This window comes from Enterobacter hormaechei subsp. hoffmannii (assembly GCF_001729745.1).
GTDB classification, from domain to species: Bacteria; Pseudomonadota; Gammaproteobacteria; order Enterobacterales; family Enterobacteriaceae; genus Enterobacter; species Enterobacter intestinihominis.
On the sequence record NZ_CP017186.1, the window covers coordinates 1878445 to 1896553 of the forward strand.

The 18109-nt window shown below is 55.4% G+C and carries 19 protein-coding genes and 2 tRNA genes; 13 read left to right on the forward strand and 8 right to left on the reverse strand.

Going from position 1 to position 18109, the window contains the following annotated elements; translation table 11 throughout:
• The first annotated feature begins 3 nt into the window (after positions 1 to 3).
• The 7 genes from BFV65_RS08850 (at position 4) to BFV65_RS08880 (ending at position 5545) form a co-directional block, all read left to right on the forward strand.
• Complete coding sequence (locus BFV65_RS08850) at positions 4 to 816, forward strand: MetQ/NlpA family ABC transporter substrate-binding protein (RefSeq protein ID WP_003857677.1); 813 nt, start codon at positions 4 to 6, stop codon at positions 814 to 816.
• Positions 817 to 924: 108 nt separating this feature from the next.
• Complete coding sequence (gene fumD / locus BFV65_RS08855) at positions 925 to 1134, forward strand: fumarate hydratase FumD (protein ID WP_003857676.1); 210 nt, start codon at positions 925 to 927, stop codon at positions 1132 to 1134.
• A 117-nt stretch (positions 1135 to 1251) separates the two neighbouring features.
• The gene (locus BFV65_RS23300) at positions 1252 to 1419 is read left to right on the forward strand and encodes a hypothetical protein (RefSeq protein WP_022647883.1); all 168 of its coding nucleotides are present in this window, start codon (positions 1252 to 1254) and stop codon (positions 1417 to 1419) included.
• A 144-nt stretch (positions 1420 to 1563) separates the two neighbouring features.
• Positions 1564 to 2970 carry a DUF1996 domain-containing protein gene (locus BFV65_RS08865; protein ID WP_069596484.1) on the forward strand — a complete coding sequence of 469 codons (1407 nt, stop codon included), beginning with the start codon at positions 1564 to 1566 and terminating at the stop codon, positions 2968 to 2970.
• Between the two features lie 91 nt (positions 2971 to 3061).
• On the forward strand, positions 3062 to 4372 hold the full coding sequence (locus BFV65_RS08870; protein WP_023305997.1) for a sensor histidine kinase: 1311 nt from the start codon (positions 3062 to 3064) through the stop codon (positions 4370 to 4372).
• Entirely contained in the window at positions 4365 to 4976 is a 612-nt protein-coding gene (locus tag BFV65_RS08875; RefSeq protein WP_069596485.1) for a response regulator transcription factor, read from the forward strand. The genes BFV65_RS08870 and BFV65_RS08875 overlap by 8 nt, the downstream gene beginning before the upstream one ends.
• 89 nt (positions 4977 to 5065) lie before the next feature.
• Positions 5066 to 5545 (forward strand): GlcG/HbpS family heme-binding protein, encoded by a 480-nt coding sequence (locus tag BFV65_RS08880; RefSeq protein WP_069596486.1) that lies wholly within the window; start codon positions 5066 to 5068, stop codon positions 5543 to 5545.
• A gap of 38 nt (positions 5546 to 5583) precedes the next feature.
• On the opposite strand, the gene BFV65_RS23085 is transcribed toward BFV65_RS08880, so the two are convergent.
• Complete coding sequence (locus tag BFV65_RS23085) at positions 5584 to 5724, reverse strand: hypothetical protein (protein ID WP_003857665.1); 141 nt, start codon at positions 5722 to 5724, stop codon at positions 5584 to 5586.
• Positions 5725 to 5849: 125 nt separating this feature from the next.
• Between BFV65_RS23085 and BFV65_RS08890 the strand changes: the two genes are divergently transcribed.
• Positions 5850 to 6632 (forward strand): MBL fold metallo-hydrolase, encoded by a 783-nt coding sequence (locus BFV65_RS08890; RefSeq protein WP_069596487.1) that lies wholly within the window; start codon positions 5850 to 5852, stop codon positions 6630 to 6632.
• Between the two features lie 72 nt (positions 6633 to 6704).
• Complete coding sequence (locus BFV65_RS08895; RefSeq protein ID WP_045309087.1) at positions 6705 to 7340, forward strand: carbonic anhydrase; 636 nt, start codon at positions 6705 to 6707, stop codon at positions 7338 to 7340.
• 28 nt (positions 7341 to 7368) lie between these two features.
• Here BFV65_RS08895 and BFV65_RS08900 read toward each other — a convergent pair whose 3' ends face one another.
• From BFV65_RS08900 to mdtK, 4 genes are all read right to left on the reverse strand, one after another.
• Positions 7369 to 8964 carry an FAD-NAD(P)-binding protein gene (locus BFV65_RS08900; RefSeq protein WP_069596488.1) on the reverse strand — a complete coding sequence of 532 codons (1596 nt, stop codon included), beginning with the start codon at positions 8962 to 8964 and terminating at the stop codon, positions 7369 to 7371.
• Between the two features lie 122 nt (positions 8965 to 9086).
• A tRNA-Val gene (locus BFV65_RS08905) sits at positions 9087 to 9163 on the reverse strand.
• Between the two features lie 4 nt (positions 9164 to 9167).
• Positions 9168 to 9244, reverse strand: a tRNA-Val gene (locus BFV65_RS08910).
• 153 nt (positions 9245 to 9397) lie between these two features.
• Positions 9398 to 10771, reverse strand: a complete 1374-nt coding sequence (mdtK, locus tag BFV65_RS08915) for an MdtK family multidrug efflux MATE transporter (protein WP_032622176.1) — start codon at positions 10769 to 10771, stop codon at positions 9398 to 9400.
• Between the two features lie 225 nt (positions 10772 to 10996).
• On the opposite strand from mdtK, the gene BFV65_RS08920 reads away from it, so the two are divergent.
• Positions 10997 to 11638: a riboflavin synthase gene (locus BFV65_RS08920; protein ID WP_038415940.1), complete on the forward strand. Its 642-nt coding sequence runs from the start codon at positions 10997 to 10999 to the stop codon at positions 11636 to 11638.
• A gap of 30 nt (positions 11639 to 11668) precedes the next feature.
• Here BFV65_RS08920 and cfa read toward each other — a convergent pair whose 3' ends face one another.
• Both cfa and punC read right to left on the reverse strand, forming a co-directional pair.
• Complete coding sequence (cfa, locus tag BFV65_RS08925; protein ID WP_069596489.1) at positions 11669 to 12817, reverse strand: cyclopropane fatty acyl phospholipid synthase; 1149 nt, start codon at positions 12815 to 12817, stop codon at positions 11669 to 11671.
• A 298-nt stretch (positions 12818 to 13115) separates the two neighbouring features.
• Positions 13116 to 14315, reverse strand: coding sequence for a purine nucleoside transporter PunC (gene punC, locus BFV65_RS08930; protein WP_069596490.1), 1200 nt, complete (start codon positions 14313 to 14315; stop codon positions 13116 to 13118).
• A 113-nt stretch (positions 14316 to 14428) separates the two neighbouring features.
• Between punC and punR the strand changes: the two genes are divergently transcribed.
• Positions 14429 to 15340, forward strand: a complete 912-nt coding sequence (gene punR, locus BFV65_RS08935) for a DNA-binding transcriptional activator PunR (protein ID WP_022647895.1) — start codon at positions 14429 to 14431, stop codon at positions 15338 to 15340.
• A gap of 17 nt (positions 15341 to 15357) precedes the next feature.
• Here punR and purR read toward each other — a convergent pair whose 3' ends face one another.
• Positions 15358 to 16383: an HTH-type transcriptional repressor PurR gene (gene purR / locus BFV65_RS08940; protein ID WP_006809011.1), complete on the reverse strand. Its 1026-nt coding sequence runs from the start codon at positions 16381 to 16383 to the stop codon at positions 15358 to 15360.
• A 297-nt stretch (positions 16384 to 16680) separates the two neighbouring features.
• Here purR and cydH point away from each other — a divergent pair, with 297 nt between their 5' ends.
• Positions 16681 to 16770: a cytochrome bd-I oxidase subunit CydH gene (cydH, locus tag BFV65_RS23090; RefSeq protein WP_003857632.1), complete on the forward strand. Its 90-nt coding sequence runs from the start codon at positions 16681 to 16683 to the stop codon at positions 16768 to 16770.
• A 161-nt stretch (positions 16771 to 16931) separates the two neighbouring features.
• Positions 16932 to 18098 carry an MFS transporter gene (locus tag BFV65_RS08950; protein WP_023299945.1) on the forward strand — a complete coding sequence of 389 codons (1167 nt, stop codon included), beginning with the start codon at positions 16932 to 16934 and terminating at the stop codon, positions 18096 to 18098.
• Positions 18099 to 18109: the final 11 nt, after the last annotated feature.

An 18109-nucleotide genomic window follows, 5' to 3' on the forward strand; every position in this document is an offset into this window, starting at 1 on the left:
ATCATGAAAAAGACACTGACACTGATCGCCGCAGCCACCCTGAGCGCCCTGAGCTTTGCCTCCTGGGCGGACACGCTCACCGTGGGGGCGTCCAACACCCCGCACGCGGAAATTCTGGAGCAGGCTAAGCCGATTCTGGCGAAGCAGGGGATCGATCTGGAGATTAAACCGTTCCAGGACTACATTCTGCCAAACACGGCGCTGGCAGGGCATGACATTGATGCCAACTATTTCCAGCACATCCCTTACCTGAACAGCGTGCTTAAAGATCATGCGGGCGATAAGGATTATGATTTTGTCAGTGCAGGCGCAATCCACATTGAGCCGATCGGTATCTATTCAAAAAAATACAAATCGCTGAAGGATCTGCCGGAAGGCGGCAAAATCATCATGCGTGATGCGGTTTCCGAGGAAGGGCGTATTCTCTCCATCTTCGAAAAAGAGGGCGTGATCAAGCTGAAGCCAGGCATCGATAAAGTGACCGCGCGCATCAGTGATATTGTGGAGAACCCGAAAAAGCTGCAATTCACCCCTAACGTCGAGGCATCTCTGCTGCCGCAGATGTACAACAACGACGAAGGTGCTGCGGTGGTGATCAACGCCAACTACGCAATTGATGCCGGTCTGGATCCGGTCCACGATCCAATTGCGGTTGAAAGCGGTGAGAATAACCCGTACGCCAACATCATTACCGTTCATCGCGGTGATGAGAAGAAGAAGGATATCGTCGCGCTGGTGAACGTGCTGCACTCCAAAGAGATTCAGGACTGGATCCGCACCAAATACAAAGGCGCGGTCATCCCGGTAAACAACTAATCGCCTGATTTTCCAGACGAAGCCCGGCGAACAACACGCCGGGCTTCTTTTTTGTATCCAGCCGACGAATGATTTAAGCTGACGGTTTAGGGCAACGGAGTGATGGCAATGGGCAATGTGACCAAAGACGAAGCGCTGTACCAGGAGATGTGTCGGGTGGTTGGCAAGGTCGTTCTGGAGATGCGTGACTTAGGGCAGGAGCCCAAGCATATCGTGATTGCCGGGGTACTGCGTACCGCGCTGGCGAACCAGCGCGTTAAGCGCAGTGAGTTGACCACCAAAGCGATGGAAACGGTGGTTAAAGCGCTGGCCGGTTAGGACGAAGCGTCTCGCGAGTTTTTCAGTTCCCGCATATCAACAGTCATTATTGTTATTTCCTCTTCATGATGAAGGCGTGTTTAACTGAGTCCAGGTTAAGCGAGAAGGGTAATGACGATGAAAAAATGGATAAGCACGTTACGGCGGTTTTTTGCGCCCCGACCAGCGAATGCGGAGAACAGCGCGCAACGTGTTCTTGAGTCAATACTGCCTGTCGCCAGCCTCTATGGCGTGGACGTAGCCAACATCGACCCGGAGTGGTTCTATGTTAAAACGTCACGCTGAACTTCGCCGGACGCGCGAAATGTACTGGAATGAGCTGTGCGTGATGCGTGTAAAGTGAGAATGAAGGGAAAAATGCCCTGGCTAATCCTCGGTAAACGATAGCCGTTTTGTTACCACTATCTCCTTTCTCAGATGGAGATGATAATGAAACGGACAGTATTAACCCCCGCGCTTTCTGCCACCGTGCTATTGCTTGCCATGCAGGCGGCACACGCTGGTCCACAGGCGCATGTTGTATGCAGTTATTCCCATACCCTCGGCGATGATGCCATTATGATGTACGGCATGCCCAACGAGGCCATGCTGCACGATTTTTTTGGTAACGTGCAAACGGATGCTTACTCCAGCCGTGAATCGCTGCGTACCCAGGAAAAGACCACCTGCGATAACAAAGCAGACAGCTCGGCCTACTGGGCTCCGTCGCTAAAATTACCGGACGGAACGGTGGTCAAACCCGCCTATCAAAAAACCTATTATCAGGCATCGAACGTTGACGCCTGGCCGCTGCACCCGTTCCCGGCGGGGCTGTCGCTGCTGGCGGGCGATCATCACGGCACCGCGCCAAATCCACATATCACCTTTTTATGCGCCAACGGCAAGGGCTACACCACCAGAACGGGTGAAGTCTGCGGCTTACGCAAGGCGAAGGATGCCGTGCAGTTTAATATCGGCATTCAGTTCCCGAACTGCTGGGACGGGGTCAACCTGAAGCCCGCCCACGGCCTGGCTAACGCCACCTACGATACGAAAGGACAGTGTCCGTCCGCCTTCCCGGTGAAGATCCCGACGGTGAACATGAATATTGCGTACGTGCTTCCGACAATTAGCTCTCTGGATACCAGTAAAGTCCAGCTTTCCCTCGACCCCACCATGCATGGCAGTGAACGTGAAGAGCGATGGGGGAGCCTGTATACGGCGCATGCTGACTTCATGAACGGCTGGACGGAAGATGCCGCGCGCTTTATGACCGACCTGTGCATGAACCGCGGAATGGATTGCGGCACCACCGTGCCGTATGGTTATTCAAAAGCGAAGGCCAACGTCTGGCTCAGCAGCATGGAACCCGCACTTTCACAACCCGATCCCCAGGTCTTACTGGTGCAGGACAACTGGAAGAACGGCGGAAGGATGAAAAACAGCGAAACATTGTCGCTGGTGAAGTTCAACATTCCTCCGCTGCCTGCCGGACAGGATCCTGCCCAGTTTAAATACCGCGTGAGAATTTATGGCGGGAAAGTGGAAACCAACGGCGCGGATCAAATCTTCTTCTATCCGGCGAGCAGCGACTGGGATCCGGCCACCGTGAGCTGGCATTCACGGCCGTCCTGCAACTATCGCTCGGATGCGGTGCTTTACCTGAACCACTCCCGCGAATACCGGATGGTGGATGTCGATAAAGCGGTACGCAAGGCGCTGGCAGAAGGGAAAACTGAAATTTCGTGGTATATCGGCGGCGATCGTCAGGGAAACCACTATCAGTTTGAGACGGGGTCATCTCAACAAAGCCTGATCCTGATGCTGACCGGGTTTAGCAAAACGCCGGAGATCTGATAACGCCCGCGTTTTTTTGTTCTCAACAGCGTTAGCTGGTAATGTCGACAGCCTGAATGACTGCGCCGTTAACGCTATGAGCTTAAATAAGATGATAAAGCGCAGCATCGCTGCATGGGTGGCGGTCTGCCTGATAAGCGGTATGCTGCTTTATGCGGAACAGATACGTCGCCAGTACTGGGAGCGCGATCGCGAGTTTACGGCACGCTATTCGGCGATCGGCGCGGTGCTGACGCAAAACGAATCGGTGCTTCCGCTTCTGAGCGGCGATGAAGATATTACCGCGTTACGCAAAAAGTTTCCTTCTGTCCTGGCCCTGGAAAAAACCGCGGGGCGTGCGCTGGACGCCCCGCGTGTGGAGCCGTTTCGCGGGGTGCAGTACTGGTTATACAATCCCTGGCGGCAGATACGCGTGCTGGTCGACCTAAGCGCGCTGATTCCCGCGCGCCATAGCTTTGCGCAGCTGCATCTTAACGTCACGAACGGCGATGGTCCGCCATCCTCCGGCGCTTTCTGGCGCTGGCAGCGCGCTTTCCCGCAGCATACCCAGCCCTTCGTTCTTACAGCCGAGGCAGAGCCTGACTGGTTCAGCGTTTCCCTGCTGCCTTACCTGCTGCTCTTTCTGACGTGGGGGGTAGCGATTGCGGGCGTGGGAAGCGTGCTCTGGCAGCGCAAACAGCGGCAGCAGGCCGAGCAGCGCGCCCGCTATTATCAGCATGCCAGGCTTAACACGCTGGGGGAGATCACCGCGGGCATTGTCCATGAAATTAACCAGCCTCTTACCGCCGTGCAAACCTGGATCCAGGGGGCGCAGCGACAGCTCGAGGCTAATCCGCAGGCCGTGCCGCAGGCGCTTGCGGCCGCGCTGCTGCAAACGCAACGCATCAGCGCCCTGCTGACGCGCTTTCGCGAGCATGTGGTACAGGAGAAGGTGACTCTGCGCGAAACCGATCTGGTGCAGTGCTGGCAGCAGGTTGAGAGCCTGCTGGAGCACGAGCGCAAATCGAACCGTATCGCGGTCATCCACGCGTTTGCAGCGGACGCCACGACCGTGCTGGCAGACAGGCTCTGGCTGGAGCAGATACTGCACAACCTGCTCAGCAATGCGATTCAGGCTCAGCAGGAGAGCACGCACGGCTGGGTGCGAATCGACAGCCAGAAAAACGAGAAGGGCATTCTGGTCACGCTTACTGACGGCGGGCCGGGATTTAGCCCGGAGGCCCTGCAAAACGCTTTTATGCCCTTCTTTAGCGGACGTCCCGGCGGAACGGGGCTGGGGATGACGTTAACCGAAACGCTAATAACCCGCATGACCGGCTCGATTGCCCTGGGCAACGCCCCGCAGGGTGGGGCGCAGATCCGGTTGCAGCTCGCAGAAGGTAAGGAGACAAAGCATGGATAAGGTGGTCTGGCTCATTGATGACGATGAGTCCATCAGGGAATCATTGACGTTTTTACTCTCCGGAATGGGCTGGCAGGTTAAGGCATTCGAGAGCGTCGATGCCTTTACGCTGGCGCACGGCGGCGAAACGGCGCTTGTCGGCTGTCTGCTTCTGGATATGCGCATGCCGGGCAAGAGCGGGCTTGCCTGGCTGGAAGAGGGTGAATGGCCCTGGCCGCTGCTGCCAGTCGTTATCATGACCGGGCACGGAACGGTCGACGCCTGCCGTCGCGCGTTTCGCAACGGCGTGTTTGAGTTCTTCACCAAACCCCTGGATGCCGACAGGCTTATCGAAACGGTTGGCATGGCTTTCGAAGAGAGCCTGCGGCGATCTGCCGCCTGGCAGGATATCTCGCGGATTAAAGCGCGATTCGAACAGCTAACCGCGCGGGAGCACGAGGTGTTGACCGTGCTGATGGAAGGATGCAGCAACAAAGAGGCGGCTGCGCGTCTTAACCTCTCCCCGAGGACCGTGGAAGCGCACCGCGTGGCGGCGTTTGCCAAGCTTGGCGTCAGCAGCCTGGTTCAGGCGAGCCGGGATTATGACAAATTGCAATCCGTATAACTACCAGGTGGAGTGCGTAATCAACCGAATTACGTGTAAACGCGCGCTTCAGTAATCTCGGGTTGTCTCCCAACACTCGAGGAAGTGCAATGAAAAAAGTATTGATGGTGGCGGCACTGGTTGCAGGTAGCGTAAGCCTGGCTGCACGGGCGGATGCGCTGAATCAGAAAAGCCTCTCTCTGGCACAGGCTAACGCGCTGGCAACGTCTGCTGTTAAGGCCTGTATGGTAAAGAACTATCAGGTTACGGTGACCGTGGTTGACCGCGCAGGGGTTGTTAAGGCGGTGCAGCGCACGGATAACGCTGGTCCACATACGGTAAAAGCCAGCGAAATGAAGGCATATACCGCGCTGAGTACGAAAAACGCGTCAGGCAAGGTAATGGAAGCTGCACAGACTAACGCGGGCGCGCAGAATATGCGTGATGTTCCCGGCTTCCTGCTGCTGGCGGGTGGTTTACCGGTAAAAGAGGGCGATGAGGTGATTGGGGCGATTGGCATCGGCGGTGCGCCGGGCGGTCATCTTGATGAAGCCTGTGCCCAGGCGGCCATTAACGGGGCCGGACAGTAATTCATAAAAAAAGCACCGGCATGGCCGGTGCTCTGTATTCAGATCTTGCAGGCATCGCCGCAGTCGTCATCGGCGACAATCGCCTGGGCTTTTTTATCCGCATCGTCGAGACGTTCCGCGTTGCGCTCTTCTGCTTCATCCAGCCCGTTAAAGACTAAGTTATCGAGATCAATTTCCATGTGCCACCTGCGTTATTCAGTTTTTGATACTGGCACAGTATAAGTCAAAAAAAGCGGGCCAGGCACCCCTCAGCACATATGGATAATCCCTGCCATACTCAGTGCTTTATTGCTGAGGAAAGCCGATGATTACACTCTGTAAAACCTGCGGTACCGCTTACGATGAACAGCCCAAAAACTGCCCGATTTGCGACGATGAGCGCCAGTATGTCCCGGTGACGGGCCAGGCATGGACGGACTTCGTCAGCCTTACGACCACGCACACCAACAAATGGCAACAGCTGGAGCCGCAGCTGTTCAGCATCAAAACCGTTCCCGCTTTTGCCATCAACCAGCGGGCGCTTCTGCTGAGTACGCCGCAGGGCAATGTTCTGTGGGACTGCATCGCCAATCTTGACCTGGCGACCAGAGCGTTAGTTGACGCGCTCGGGGGCATCAGCGCGATTGCGATTTCGCACCCACATTACTACACCACCATGCAGGAGTGGGCCGCCGCGTTTAACGCGCCGATCTATCTGCACGCCAGCGATCGGCAGTGGGTGATGCGTGACAGTCCGGCGATACGCTTCTGGGAGGAGGACGCCCTGGAGATTATGCCGTCGGTGACGCTGCTGCGTCTGGGCGGGCATTTTGCAGGCGGCACGGTGCTGCACTGGCAGTCAGGCGACGGCGTGCTGCTGGCCGGTGATATTTTGCAGGTTACGCCTGGTAAGGACGCCGTGTCGTTTATGTGGAGTTATCCGAATATGCTGCCGCTGCCTGCCCGCACCGTTGAGGCGGTGATCGGTCGACTGACCGGGAAAACGTACCAGCGACTGTACGGGGCCTTTGAAGGGCAAAACATCCCGGCGAACGCAGATGAGATTGTGCAGCGGTCGGGCCAGAAATATATTGCTTGTCTCCGCTAAGGCACGGTGGTTAAATTTTACGAGTGTGATCGCGATCATACCTAAACTAAAACAGATAAAAGAGAAATGGCTATGCAACATATCATTGAAGGTTTTCTCAGCTTTCAAAAAGAGATTTTCCCGCAACGTAAAGAGCTTTTTCGTAGTTTAGCGTCCAGTCAGAATCCCAAAGCGCTGTTTATCTCCTGCTCCGACAGCCGTCTGGTTCCGGAACTGGTCACGCAGCAGGAGCCAGGACAGCTCTTTGTCATTCGAAACGCGGGCAACATTGTGCCACCGTTCGGGCCGGAGCCTGGCGGTGTCTCTGCAACCATCGAATACGCGGTAGTGGCCCTCGGCGTGACCGATATTGTTATTTGCGGCCACTCCAACTGCGGCGCGATGAAGGCGATTGCTGACAACGCCGATCTGGAGCCGATGCCAGCCGTTTCCCACTGGCTGCGCTATTCTGATGCGGCAAAAGCGGTGGTTGAGAAGAAAACCTGGGATCAGCCAATCGATAAAGTGAATGCGATGGTGCAGGAGAACGTCTTTGCTCAGCTGAGCAACATCAAGACCCATCCGTCGGTGGCGGTAGGCCTGCGCAACAACGCCATTCGCCTGCACGGCTGGGTATATGACATCGAAAGCGGCAAAATCCTTGCCCTGGACAAGAACACTAAAACCTTCGTATCGCTGTCGGAAAACCCGGAAGTCTTCTTCGAGTAATCCGACACCGCAGGGCAGGGAAGCCCTGTTAAAACTCCGTGTAAGGTAACTTCCGTCGCACGCCAGATGCAGGATTCCCCGCCGCTTTCGCCATCGCTTTACCAATTTCAGCGCACTCAGACAAACCCTGAACAAACGGATGATCGTGCATCAGCCAGGGGATCGCCCCAAAAGCGATACGTCCGCGCAGAGACGCAGGTGACAGCAACGTGTAGTCTTCCCCCACGTCCGGTATTTCATCCCCCGTTTCCTCAAGCTGTTTGCGCAGCGTCGGGAAGGGAATATCTTTATTTCTGAGCGGTTTCTGCCCGCGGGCATCGATAAAGACGTCGAAGCGATAACGCTTTTCTTTCGTGGTGATGACGGTCTGATCGCTGCCGATATCCAGGGCGTAATCATCACCGAGTGCGACTACGCTAATGATCCCTGCCTCGCGCAGTGCCAGTAACCGGCGGATAGACTGCGGTGGAATGGCGGCATAGTTATCAATAAACACACGCTCCAGCCCGGATTTAAACCGTTCTCTGTCACGTTCATTGAGTGAAGGGACAATGGCCTGAACTACTTCATGCAGACGAAGCACGGTATAGCGCCAGGCAACGGTGCGTTTCTCGCACTTATTGCGCTCCACTTCTTTCAGATTCGCTTCGGCCCAGGTGAAAGGACCATGCTTTTTACGATCCTCAAACCAGACATCACGAAGCGTGTCAGCATTTAGCGTGCCGATCGTTATCGCCTGGCACCAGCGCGGATCGGCCAGCTCAAGCTCTTTCACCATCAACGCAAAGATGCGGTCAAGCAGCCCGTCAGGGCCTTTGGCAATTTCGCTTTCTGCCACAGACTCCGTTAACACCGACAGCGGTTCATAAGGGATAGGGCAGTAAAAGTCGGCCTCCGGAAGAACGCCCGAGCGGGACATCAGCGTGATGTTTAGCCCCTCACTACCTTTATTGACAACGAACTGCTCCCCGCTAAAGCGACCATGCTGCATTACTACCGCCATAGCAGCGTCCAGTCCGCTGAGGGAGGTACCCATAATCCCCACCTCACAGGCTCGGATATCCGCGTCCATCAGCCCCGACCATGGGCTTGGGAAATAGTCGCGGGTGGATTCATCTTCATCAGGCCAGACGTGACCGGTGGCGACCACTGCAAGATCAAACCGCCTTGAGAAAGGGGCATCGTTCACTGATAGGGCCACGCCGTCTGCATCAGCCTTAATATCAGTGACTTCTGCATTGGGGTGAACCTCGATATGAAACCCAGCCTTTTTCGCCTCGGCAACGACGGCGAGAAAGCGGTCATGGAAATATTCACCCAGCAGAATACGCGGCAGAAACTGCCGTTCATTCAGTCTGTCTTTGTCGACGTTATAGCGGGCAAGATGGGCTTCACTCTGCTGTTTGAGCCAGTCGAGGTAGGTGATAAAAATGGGCGGGATTTCGATACTGGCGATATTCGCCAGCATTAGCCGGGAGTTATCCTCGTCGCTGTAGGGCATCCCTACGCCGGGTTGGTCTGCTTTTTCGAACACGGTGATCGACAGCGGTGCTGCGTTGTTAAGAAGTGAGTAAAAGGTGTAAATCCCTGTTGGGCCTGAGCCGATAATGGCGATTTTTTTCATCGAAAGCGTTCCTGCGTTTCTGAACCATACAACAAGCGTAGCAGGAGAAAGGTTAAGTCATTCAATGAAGGGAAAAATTAAGACGTTCAGAAGAGGATTTTTGCACCATTTCAGGACTGAAATGGTGCGTCCGAGTGGACTCGAACCACCGACCCCCACCATGTCAAGGTGGTGCTCTAACCAACTGAGCTACGGACGCAGAATGGTGCGTTCAATTGGACTCGAACCAACGACCCCCACCATGTCAAGGTGGTGCTCTAACCAACTGAGCTATGAACGCATTGTGTTGTCGGTGACAACGGGGACGAATATTAGCGGCACAGCCCCAAGGTGGCAAGAGGGAAAATGCATTTTTCTCTCTGATTTCACGCGATTGCTTCAATACCGCGCAAAGTGAAGAGAAAGTAGCCGCCAGCCGGCGGCTACTGTGTCATTAACGCGCAGCGCGTTGCAAAATGACCGCAGACGACTGACGTTGCAGGAAGCGCATGCGCAGCATCATCATAATGGCTGCAGACGTTAAGCCGATGATAAAGCCCATCCAGAATCCGGCTGGCCCCATGCGATCCACCACCAGATCCGTGAGCGCCAGAATATACCCACTCGGCAGGCCCAGAACCCAGTAAGCGATAAAGGTGATAAAGAAGATGGAACGCGTATCTTTATACCCACGCAGCACGCCGCTGCCAATTACCTGGATGGAGTCAGAGATCTGATAAATGGCCGCCAGCAGCATCAAATGCGAGGCCAGAGTCACTACTTCCGGGTTGTCGTTATAGAGCAGGGCAATTTGCTCACGCAACAGCACGGTAAAGAGCGCGGTACAGACTGCCATGCAGACGCCGACGCCCAGCCCGGTGCGGGCTGCCGTTTGCGCATCCAGCGTCGAGCCTTGCCCCAGACGGAAGCCCACGCGAATCGTCACCGCAGCAGCCAGGGACATCGGCAGGACGAACATCAAAGAGCTGAAGTTCAGGGCGATCTGGTGGCCTGCCACGTCAATAATCCCTAACGGCGAGACCAGCAGGGCGACAACGGCAAACAGCGTCACTTCAAAGAACAGCGCCAGCGCAATGGGCAGACCCAGTTGGGTAAGGCGGCTCATCATCGACCAGTCAGGCGTGCTAAAGGCGGTGTCGTTACGAATGTCGCGCATGGATCGCGCATGTTTAACGTAGGTGAGCATACAGCCGAACATCACCCAGTACACCGCAGCCGTCGCCACGCCACAGCCCACGCCGCCGAGTTCCGGCATGCCAAAATGACCGTAGATGAAGATGTAGTTCACGGGAATGTTCACCAGCAAGCCGATAAAGCCCATCACCATGCCCGGCTTGGTTTTTGCCAGCCCTTCACACTGGTTACGAGCCACCTGGAAGAAGAGATAACCGGGCGCGCCCCAGAGCAAGGCGCGCAGATAACCGACTGCTTTATCTGCCAGCGCCGGGTCGATATTATGCATGGCGCGAATAATATACCCGGCGTTCCACAGGACGATCATAATCAGGACGGAGACACCCCCGGCCAGCCAGAAGCCCTGGCGCACCTGATGGGCTACGCGGTCGCGTCGACCGGAGCCGTTAAGCTGCGCGATAACGGGCGTCAGCGCCAGCAGCAGGCCGTGACCAAACAGAATGGCCGGGAGCCAGATTGAGGTTCCGATCGCCACGGCGGCCATATCGGTGGCGCTGTAACCACCGGCCATTACCGTATCCACAAATCCCATTGCGGTTTGGGCTACCTGCGCGACGATCACCGGTATGGCCAGTGCCAATAACTGACGCGCTTCGATCATATACTTCTGCACGTGAACACCTTTGTATTGTAGTTATTTGAGAGACTAAAAAGGCCGCCGTTACTGGCAGCAAGAAGAAAAAACAGAGGGATGCCAGCTATTGTAGCGGGGTTTAACTAATTATCTAGTGAAAAAATCGCCAGAAATTGCGCATCACTGGCAACCTGTTTTTTCAACTGTTATTGTGGTGGGATTATACGGTGTCATCGCCGTTCGGAATGAACAGGAGCTGTAAGCATGTTTACTGGTATTGTGCAGGGCACTGCCAAAGTGGTGTCCATTGATGAAAAACCGAATTTCCGCACTCACGTAGTTGAGCTGCCTGAATATATGCTCGACGGCATTGAAACCGGGGCGTCGATAGCGCATAACGGCTGCTGCCTGACGGTGACCGAAATTAACGGTAACCAGATAAGCTTTGATTTAATGAAAGAGACGCTGCGCATCACTAACCTGGGTGAGCTGGTGGTGGGGGATACCGTCAACGTTGAACGTGCGGCGAAATTCTGCGATGAGATTGGCGGGCATCTGATGTCGGGCCATATTATGACCACCGCAGAAGTGGCGAAAATCGTGACCTCGGAAAATAACCGTCAAATCTGGTTTAAGGTGCAGGATCCGTCATTAATGAAATACATCCTTTATAAAGGATTTATTGGCATCGATGGGATTAGTCTGACCGTCGGTGAAGTGACGCCAACGCGTTTTTGCGTGCATTTAATTCCTGAAACGCTGCAACGTACTACGCTTGGCGCAAAAAAACTGGGGCAGCGCGTAAATATCGAAATTGATCCGCAGACCCAGGCGGTCGTGGATACCGTTGAGCGCGTGCTGGCGGCGAAAGAGGCGGCGATAATAAAGGCCGTGGAAGAAGAATAAAAAATAACCCCGGGTAACCGGGGTTATTTTTCAGCGGGCCACGCGCAGGCCGTGCTCAATCCCACGACTAAACACCACCTGCCACAGCTGTATATCCCGCGAGCGGAACGCACCCGCGCAGGCATTCAGATAATAGCTAAACATCCGTTTGAATCGTTCCGAATAGTTGTCGGCGATTTCAGGCCATGCAGCCTGGAAACGTTCATGCCAGGCCATCAGCGTGGTGTCGTAATCTGCGCCGAAGTTATGCCAGTCTTCCACAATAAAATGCGGTTCGCTGGCGTTCGCAATCTGGCGAACAGAGGGTAAACAACCATTCGGGAAGATATATTTGTTGATCCAGGGATCCACATTGTTATCGGTGCGTTTAGAGCCGATGGTGTGTAGCAGGAAAATTCCGTCAGGCTTCAGGTTATGGTCGGCGACGTCGAAATAAGTCTTGTAGTTCTTTGGCCCCACGTGCTCGAACATACCCACGGAAACAATCCGATCAAACTGCTCATTCAGGTCGCGGTAATCCTGAAGCCGAATATCGACATCCAGACCCAGACACCGTTCCTGTGCCATCTTCTGCTGTTCAGATGAAATCGTGACGCCGACTACGCTGACACCGTAATGTTTCGCCATAAACCAGGCAAGGCCGCCCCAACCACAGCCGATGTCCAGCACGCGCATGCCGGGCTGCAACTGCAACTTATCGCAAATCAGCTGTAGCTTATCCTGCTGCGCCTCTTCCAGGGTTGTCGCTTTTTTCCAGTATCCGCAGGAGTACTGCATTAACGGGTCAAGCATACGGCTGAAAAGATCGTTGCCCAGGTCATAATGCTCTTTACCGACGATCCACGCGCGCTTTTTACTTTGCAGATTGAACAGGCGGGCGGAGGCGATACGTAACGTATCTTTGAAATGACGAGGGAGCTGATTTTCAAGACCGGCGCGTAAAACGCTGGAGAAGAACATATCCAGCCGCTCACACTCCCACCAGCCGTCCATATAGCTTTCACCCAGCCCTAACGATCCCTCCTGTAACACGCGTTTGAAAAAATCGGGATGTTTAATCTGGGGGTCGGAGGGGGATGAGCCATTAATCGTAATGCCCGCACGTCCCAACAGTTCACTGACGATCCGGGACCAGTTATCGTCCGGAACGCTGACTTCTTCTATACACGATGAACTCATAGCTTCTCCATCACCTTGCTGTGATCAGAACCTTAAAACAGCGTAGACGCTTTTTTGGTTTGTGAGAAATCTCACGGTAAATGCCCGCGAGGCTAATATCCGACGTAGAACAGAGGAAGGGAGATAACCCTTGCCGAAATGCCTTCCATGGTAAAACGGGAGCGCTCCGGCTCCCGTTAACACTTAATATTTATCGTATTTAATCGAACCAAATTCAGTATAGGCCGCAAAATTTGGTGATTCAACAGAAAATTGTTAGCAACCTAATCAATGGTTTTTAACATAGTTTCCCGCGTAATCAGGCGTGCGACGTTTCTGTCTGCGCGTTTTCACTCTGCTCGCGATGGGCGGAGGACTGCATGCGATAACCCAATCCTGCCAGCACAACGGTGACCAGCATCACGCTGGTGGTGGTGAGCAGCGGGGTTGCAATCAACGCAGAGACCACGAGACTTGCCAGGAAGCACAGGCCAAGTTGCAGGGTATTTTGCAGCGCGGCAGCGCGGCCTGTCGCCTGCGGGAATGGACGCAGCGCCTGGGCTACAACGATAGGGTAGATGGCCCCGTTAGCGATCGCCATGACGCAGAACGGAATCAAAATTTCTGCAAGCCCGGCGCCGGGAATAAAGCCGACAGCCCAGGTCGCAATCACGCTTAGCGCATACAGCACCAGCAGCCAGGGCAGCATCTGCTGGCCTTCCCATTTTTGCAGCGCGGCGCGACAGCCATAGCCACCCACCAGGAAGGCGATGGTCTGTGGTACATAGCTCAGGCCGATAGCCGCCGGGCTGTAGCCCATGTCATGCAGAATGAACGGTGAACCGGTAAGCCAGGCAAAGAAGCTGGCAGAGCAGGCGGCATAAATCAGCACGTTACCGCGATAGGCTTTCGCCCGCAGTAAAGAGGTAAAGGTGATGGGCTTCGCGTCCGGATGCGTCTCTTTTTTATGCGCAGGTTTAAGCCCGAACGCGGGCAGCATCAGGACCAGCGTGATCGCAAAGAGCGTGGCGAAAATGGCCTGCCAGTCGAAATGCGCCAGGATCCAACTGCCCAGCAGCGGAGCGAGCGCCGGAGACAGGCCGACCAGCGGCATGATGGTGGCGAAGATGCGGTTAGTGCGTGAGGCGGGGTAGTAATCGGTCACCAGCGCCTGCCAGGTGACCGCTGCGGCACAGACGCCGACCGCCTGAATAAAGCGCAACACCAATAACCAGGCGGCATCGCGGACCCACATCATGCCCAGACAGCCTACGGCAAAAATCGCCAGTCCCAGCAACAGGACGGGCTTACGGCCAAAACGATCAGAGAGCGGCCCCCAGAGCAGTTGCGCAAAAGCAAAGCCGGCGAGGAACAAACTCAAACTGGCGCTGATGGCGGCGGCAGGGGTTTGCAAATCTTCCTGCATCGCGGCGAATGCGGGCAGATACATATCGGTCGCCAAAAAGCCCAGCACGCTTAAGCCGCCGAGCCAGACTAAAAATCCTTTCCTGGGTTGCACTGTTTTTTCTCCTGAGGAGGCAGGTGTACGTTGGCGCAGAGTGTAGGGAGTGCAAAGCGGCTTGTGAAACGCTAATATTTGGTGGGTGCATTCAAAAAATTTGCAGGCTAAAGATGTGGTCAGATTATTCCCTTGAAGTGGTTGATGCCGTGGCGCGTAACGGCAGCTTTACTGGTGCCGCCCAGGAGTTGCACCGCGTTCCCTCGGCTATCAGCTATACGGTGCGCCAGCTGGAAGCGTGGCTGGCGGTCCCGCTGTTCGAGCGGCGTCATCGCGACGTGGAGCTCACGCCTGCCGGCGCGTGGTTTTTGAAGGAAGGCCGGTCTGTTATCAAAAAAATGCAGATCACCCGTGAGCAGTGCCAGCAGATCGCCAACGGCTGGCGCGGGCATCTCGCTATCGCGGTGGATAACATCGTTAAGCCGGAGCGGACCCGGCAGATGATCGTCGATTTCTATCGTCATTTTTCCGACGTCGAACTGCGTGTGTCGCAGGAAGTGTTCAACGGCGTATGGGATGCGCTGGCGGACGGCAGGGCGGAGATGGCGATTGGTGCAACCCAGGCGATCCCGGTTGGCGGGCGCTACGCGTTCCGCGACATGGGCATGCTGAGCTGGACCTGCGTGGTCGCGCGCGATCACCCGCTGGCGGCGCTGGACGGGCCGCTGAGTGATGACACCTTACGCAACTGGCCCTCGCTGGTGCTGGAAGATACCTCCCGCTCGCTGCCCAAGCGCATTACCTGGCTGCTGGATAATCAGCGCCGCGTGGTTGCGCCGGACTGGGAGTCGTCAGCCACCTGTCTGAGCGCGGGGCTGTGCGTTGGCATGGTGCCGGTGCATTTTGCGCGCCCGCGCATCGACGCGGGAGAGTGGGTGGCTCTGACGCTGGAAAACCCTTTCCCGGATGCTGCATGCTGTCTGACGTGGCAGCAAAACGACGTCTCGCCCGCCATGGCCTGGCTGCTGGATTATCTGGGAGACAGCGAAACGCTGAACCGGGAGTGGTTGCGGGGACCAGCGTAGCTGGCCCCGTAAAGAGATTAACGTCGGTAGTCGCGGAACGGACCGTCGGCAACGGAACGGCGTTCAATCAGGCGCGGGTGGACCTCAATGGACTGGGACTGTTCTCGCTTGTTGACGATCCTGTCCATCAGCATATTGAAGGCCGTTTCACCCAGCGAATCTTTCGGCTGGTGAATGGTGGTCAGCGCCGGGGTAAAGAAACGGGCGTTGCGAACGTTATCATAGCCGATCACCGAGATGTCCTGCGGAACGCGCAGGCCGAGTTCATCCGCCGCGCAGAGCGCGCCCATTGCCATGATATCGCCGCCGCAGAACACAGCGGTAGGGCGATGCGGCTGGGAGACGATCTGCTGCATGGCGCGATAGCCCGACTCCGGCTCGAAATCGCCCTGGACAATCCAGTTTTCCGGCACGGTAATCAGCGCCTCTTCCATCGCTTTCATGAAACCGGCCAGACGGCCAGCACCGGTGTTACGCTCCAGCGGGCCCGGGATCACGCCAATTTCACGATGCCCGCGTTCTACCAGATAACGCCCGGCCATGTAGCCGCCTTCAAAGGCGTTATCAATAACAGAGTCGGTGAAGTCTGCGCGCGCCTCGCCCCAGTCCATGACCACCATCGGAATGTGGCGATACTCTTCCAGCATGGAAAGCACCGACTCAGGGTATTCAGAACACATGACCAGCAGGCCGTCGACGCGCTTTTGCGCCATCATCGACAGGTAAGCGCGCTGTTTTTCAATGTTGTTCCATGCGTTGCCCAGAATCAGGGTATAGCCTTTCTGAAAGCAGTTTTTTTCAACGGCTTCGATGATTTCAGCAAAGTAAGCCGCTTCACTGCTGGTGGCCAGCAGGCCAATCGATTTGGTGTGATTAACCTTCAGGCTACGGGCGACCGCACTTGGCGAGTAGTGCAGTTCTTTGATTGCTGCCCAAACGGCATTACGCGTCTCTTCTGCGACGAAACGCGTTTTGTTAATAACATGTGATACGGTTGTAGTGGAAACGTTTGCGCGTTTTGCTACGTCTTTAATTGTTGCCATTAAATGTCACTCCAGACCATATCCTAAGCTCCTGAAAAAAATGAAGGTAAACGTTTGCCTTCTCTCACCCTTATTACGCAAACATGAGTTGCGACACGCCGGGAAAACGACACAGGACGTCAGGAGGGGGTCAGTGGCCGGTACGCTAATAAATTTAGCGTGGAATTTTGTCCTATCTTGATGAAAAGGGGAAGAGGTAAAGTGGATATCCGTTTAAATCCTGGAAGATTTTTGACCTGAACTGTGTAAAAATGAGCAAGCTCACTTTTCGTAGGGTGAATAAAAGGAGAAAAATTGATGAGTACCGATCTGAAGTTTTCGCTGTTTACCACCATTGTTGTTCTTGCCCTGATTGTTGCGGGTGGTTTAACCGCTGCGCTGCACTGATTTAGGTGGAGGGAGAATTTTCTCCCTCGCTTGCCGCTATTGTTATCTTTCCGGCAAAAATCTTTTGCCAAAATGTTAACTTCTCATTTTTTGTGATTGATGTCATGCTTTTGACTTCTTAGTTCTGTGCCGGGTAACGGCACGGTATCCGGAGTTTATTCATGAAAATCAATTTTCCCCTGCTGGCCCTGGCGATTGGCGCCTTTGGGATTGGCACCACTGAATTCTCCCCGATGGGGTTATTGCCTGTTATCGCCCGGGGCGTGGACGTCTCTATCCCTGCGGCCGGTATGTTGATCAGCGCCTACGCGATCGGCGTGATGGTGGGTGCGCCGCTGATGACGCTGCTGCTTTCGCACCGCGCGCGACGCAATGCGCTGATTTTCCTGATGGCAATTTTTACTCTCGGAAATGTGCTTTCCGCGATTTCGCCGGATTACACCACGCTGATGCTTTCCCGTATTCTGACCAGCCTGAACCACGGCGCTTTCTTCGGGCTGGGCTCGGTTGTTGCCGCAAGCGTAGTGCCAAAACATAAGCAGGCCAGCGCGGTAGCCACTATGTTTATGGGCCTCACCATCGCTAATATCGGCGGCGTTCCCGCTGCCACCTGGCTGGGAGAAGCCATCGGCTGGCGTATGTCTTTCCTCGCAACCGCCGGACTGGGCGTGGTCGCGATGGTCGCGCTGTTCTTCTCGCTGCCGAAAGGAAGTGCGGGAGAACGTCCGGAAGTACGTAAAGAGCTGGCGGTGCTGATGCGTCCTCAGGTGTTGTCCGCGCTGCTCACCACGGTGCTGGGGGCAGGGGCGATGTTTACGCTCTACACCTATATCTCCCCGGTGCTGCACGACATAACCCACGCAACGCCACTCTTTGTTACCGCGATGCTGGTGCTGATTGGTGTCGGGTTCTCGATTGGCAACTATCTCGGCGGGAAATTTGCCGACCGCTCCGTCAGCGGGACGCTGAAAGGTTTTTTAACGCTGCTGATTGTCATCATGGTGGCGATCCCGTGGCTGGCGCGTAACGAAGTGGGCGCCGCGGTCGCCATGGTGGTGTGGGGCGCCGCAACCTTTGCCGTGGTGCCGCCGTTGCAGATGCGCGTGATGCGTGTTGCGCATGAGGCGCCGGGGCTTTCTTCGTCCGTGAATATCGGTGCGTTTAACCTGGGCAATGCGTTGGGGGCCGCAGCGGGCGGGGCGGTGATCTCCAGTGGTTTGGGTTACAGCTTTGTGCCGGTGATGGGGGCGATCATTGCCGCACTCGGCTTGCTGCTGGTGTTGATGTCCGGGCGTAAACAGCCAGAAGCGGTGTGTACGGCGGAATAAATAAAAACGCA

Coding starts and splice junctions, on each gene's coding strand:
- punR (WP_022647895.1), top strand. CDS start 14,429: ATGTGGTCAGATTATTCCCTTGAAGTGGTTGATGCCGTGGCGCGTAAC.
- BFV65_RS08870 (WP_023305997.1), top strand. CDS start 3,062: ATGATAAAGCGCAGCATCGCTGCATGGGTGGCGGTCTGCCTGATAAGC.
- BFV65_RS08950 (WP_023299945.1), top strand. CDS start 16,932: ATGAAAATCAATTTTCCCCTGCTGGCCCTGGCGATTGGCGCCTTTGGG.
- BFV65_RS08895 (WP_045309087.1), top strand. CDS start 6,705: ATGCAACATATCATTGAAGGTTTTCTCAGCTTTCAAAAAGAGATTTTC.
- cfa (WP_069596489.1), bottom strand. CDS start 12,817: ATGAGTTCATCGTGTATAGAAGAAGTCAGCGTTCCGGACGATAACTGG.
- BFV65_RS08900 (WP_069596488.1), bottom strand. CDS start 8,964: ATGAAAAAAATCGCCATTATCGGCTCAGGCCCAACAGGGATTTACACC.
- BFV65_RS08875 (WP_069596485.1), top strand. CDS start 4,365: ATGGATAAGGTGGTCTGGCTCATTGATGACGATGAGTCCATCAGGGAA.
- BFV65_RS08890 (WP_069596487.1), top strand. CDS start 5,850: ATGATTACACTCTGTAAAACCTGCGGTACCGCTTACGATGAACAGCCC.
- BFV65_RS23085 (WP_003857665.1), bottom strand. CDS start 5,724: ATGGAAATTGATCTCGATAACTTAGTCTTTAACGGGCTGGATGAAGCA.
- fumD (WP_003857676.1), top strand. CDS start 925: ATGGGCAATGTGACCAAAGACGAAGCGCTGTACCAGGAGATGTGTCGG.
- cydH (WP_003857632.1), top strand. CDS start 16,681: ATGAGTACCGATCTGAAGTTTTCGCTGTTTACCACCATTGTTGTTCTT.
- BFV65_RS23300 (WP_022647883.1), top strand. CDS start 1,252: ATGAAAAAATGGATAAGCACGTTACGGCGGTTTTTTGCGCCCCGACCA.
- BFV65_RS08865 (WP_069596484.1), top strand. CDS start 1,564: ATGAAACGGACAGTATTAACCCCCGCGCTTTCTGCCACCGTGCTATTG.
- BFV65_RS08920 (WP_038415940.1), top strand. CDS start 10,997: ATGTTTACTGGTATTGTGCAGGGCACTGCCAAAGTGGTGTCCATTGAT.
- BFV65_RS08880 (WP_069596486.1), top strand. CDS start 5,066: ATGAAAAAAGTATTGATGGTGGCGGCACTGGTTGCAGGTAGCGTAAGC.
- BFV65_RS08850 (WP_003857677.1), top strand. CDS start 4: ATGAAAAAGACACTGACACTGATCGCCGCAGCCACCCTGAGCGCCCTG.
- purR (WP_006809011.1), bottom strand. CDS start 16,383: ATGGCAACAATTAAAGACGTAGCAAAACGCGCAAACGTTTCCACTACA.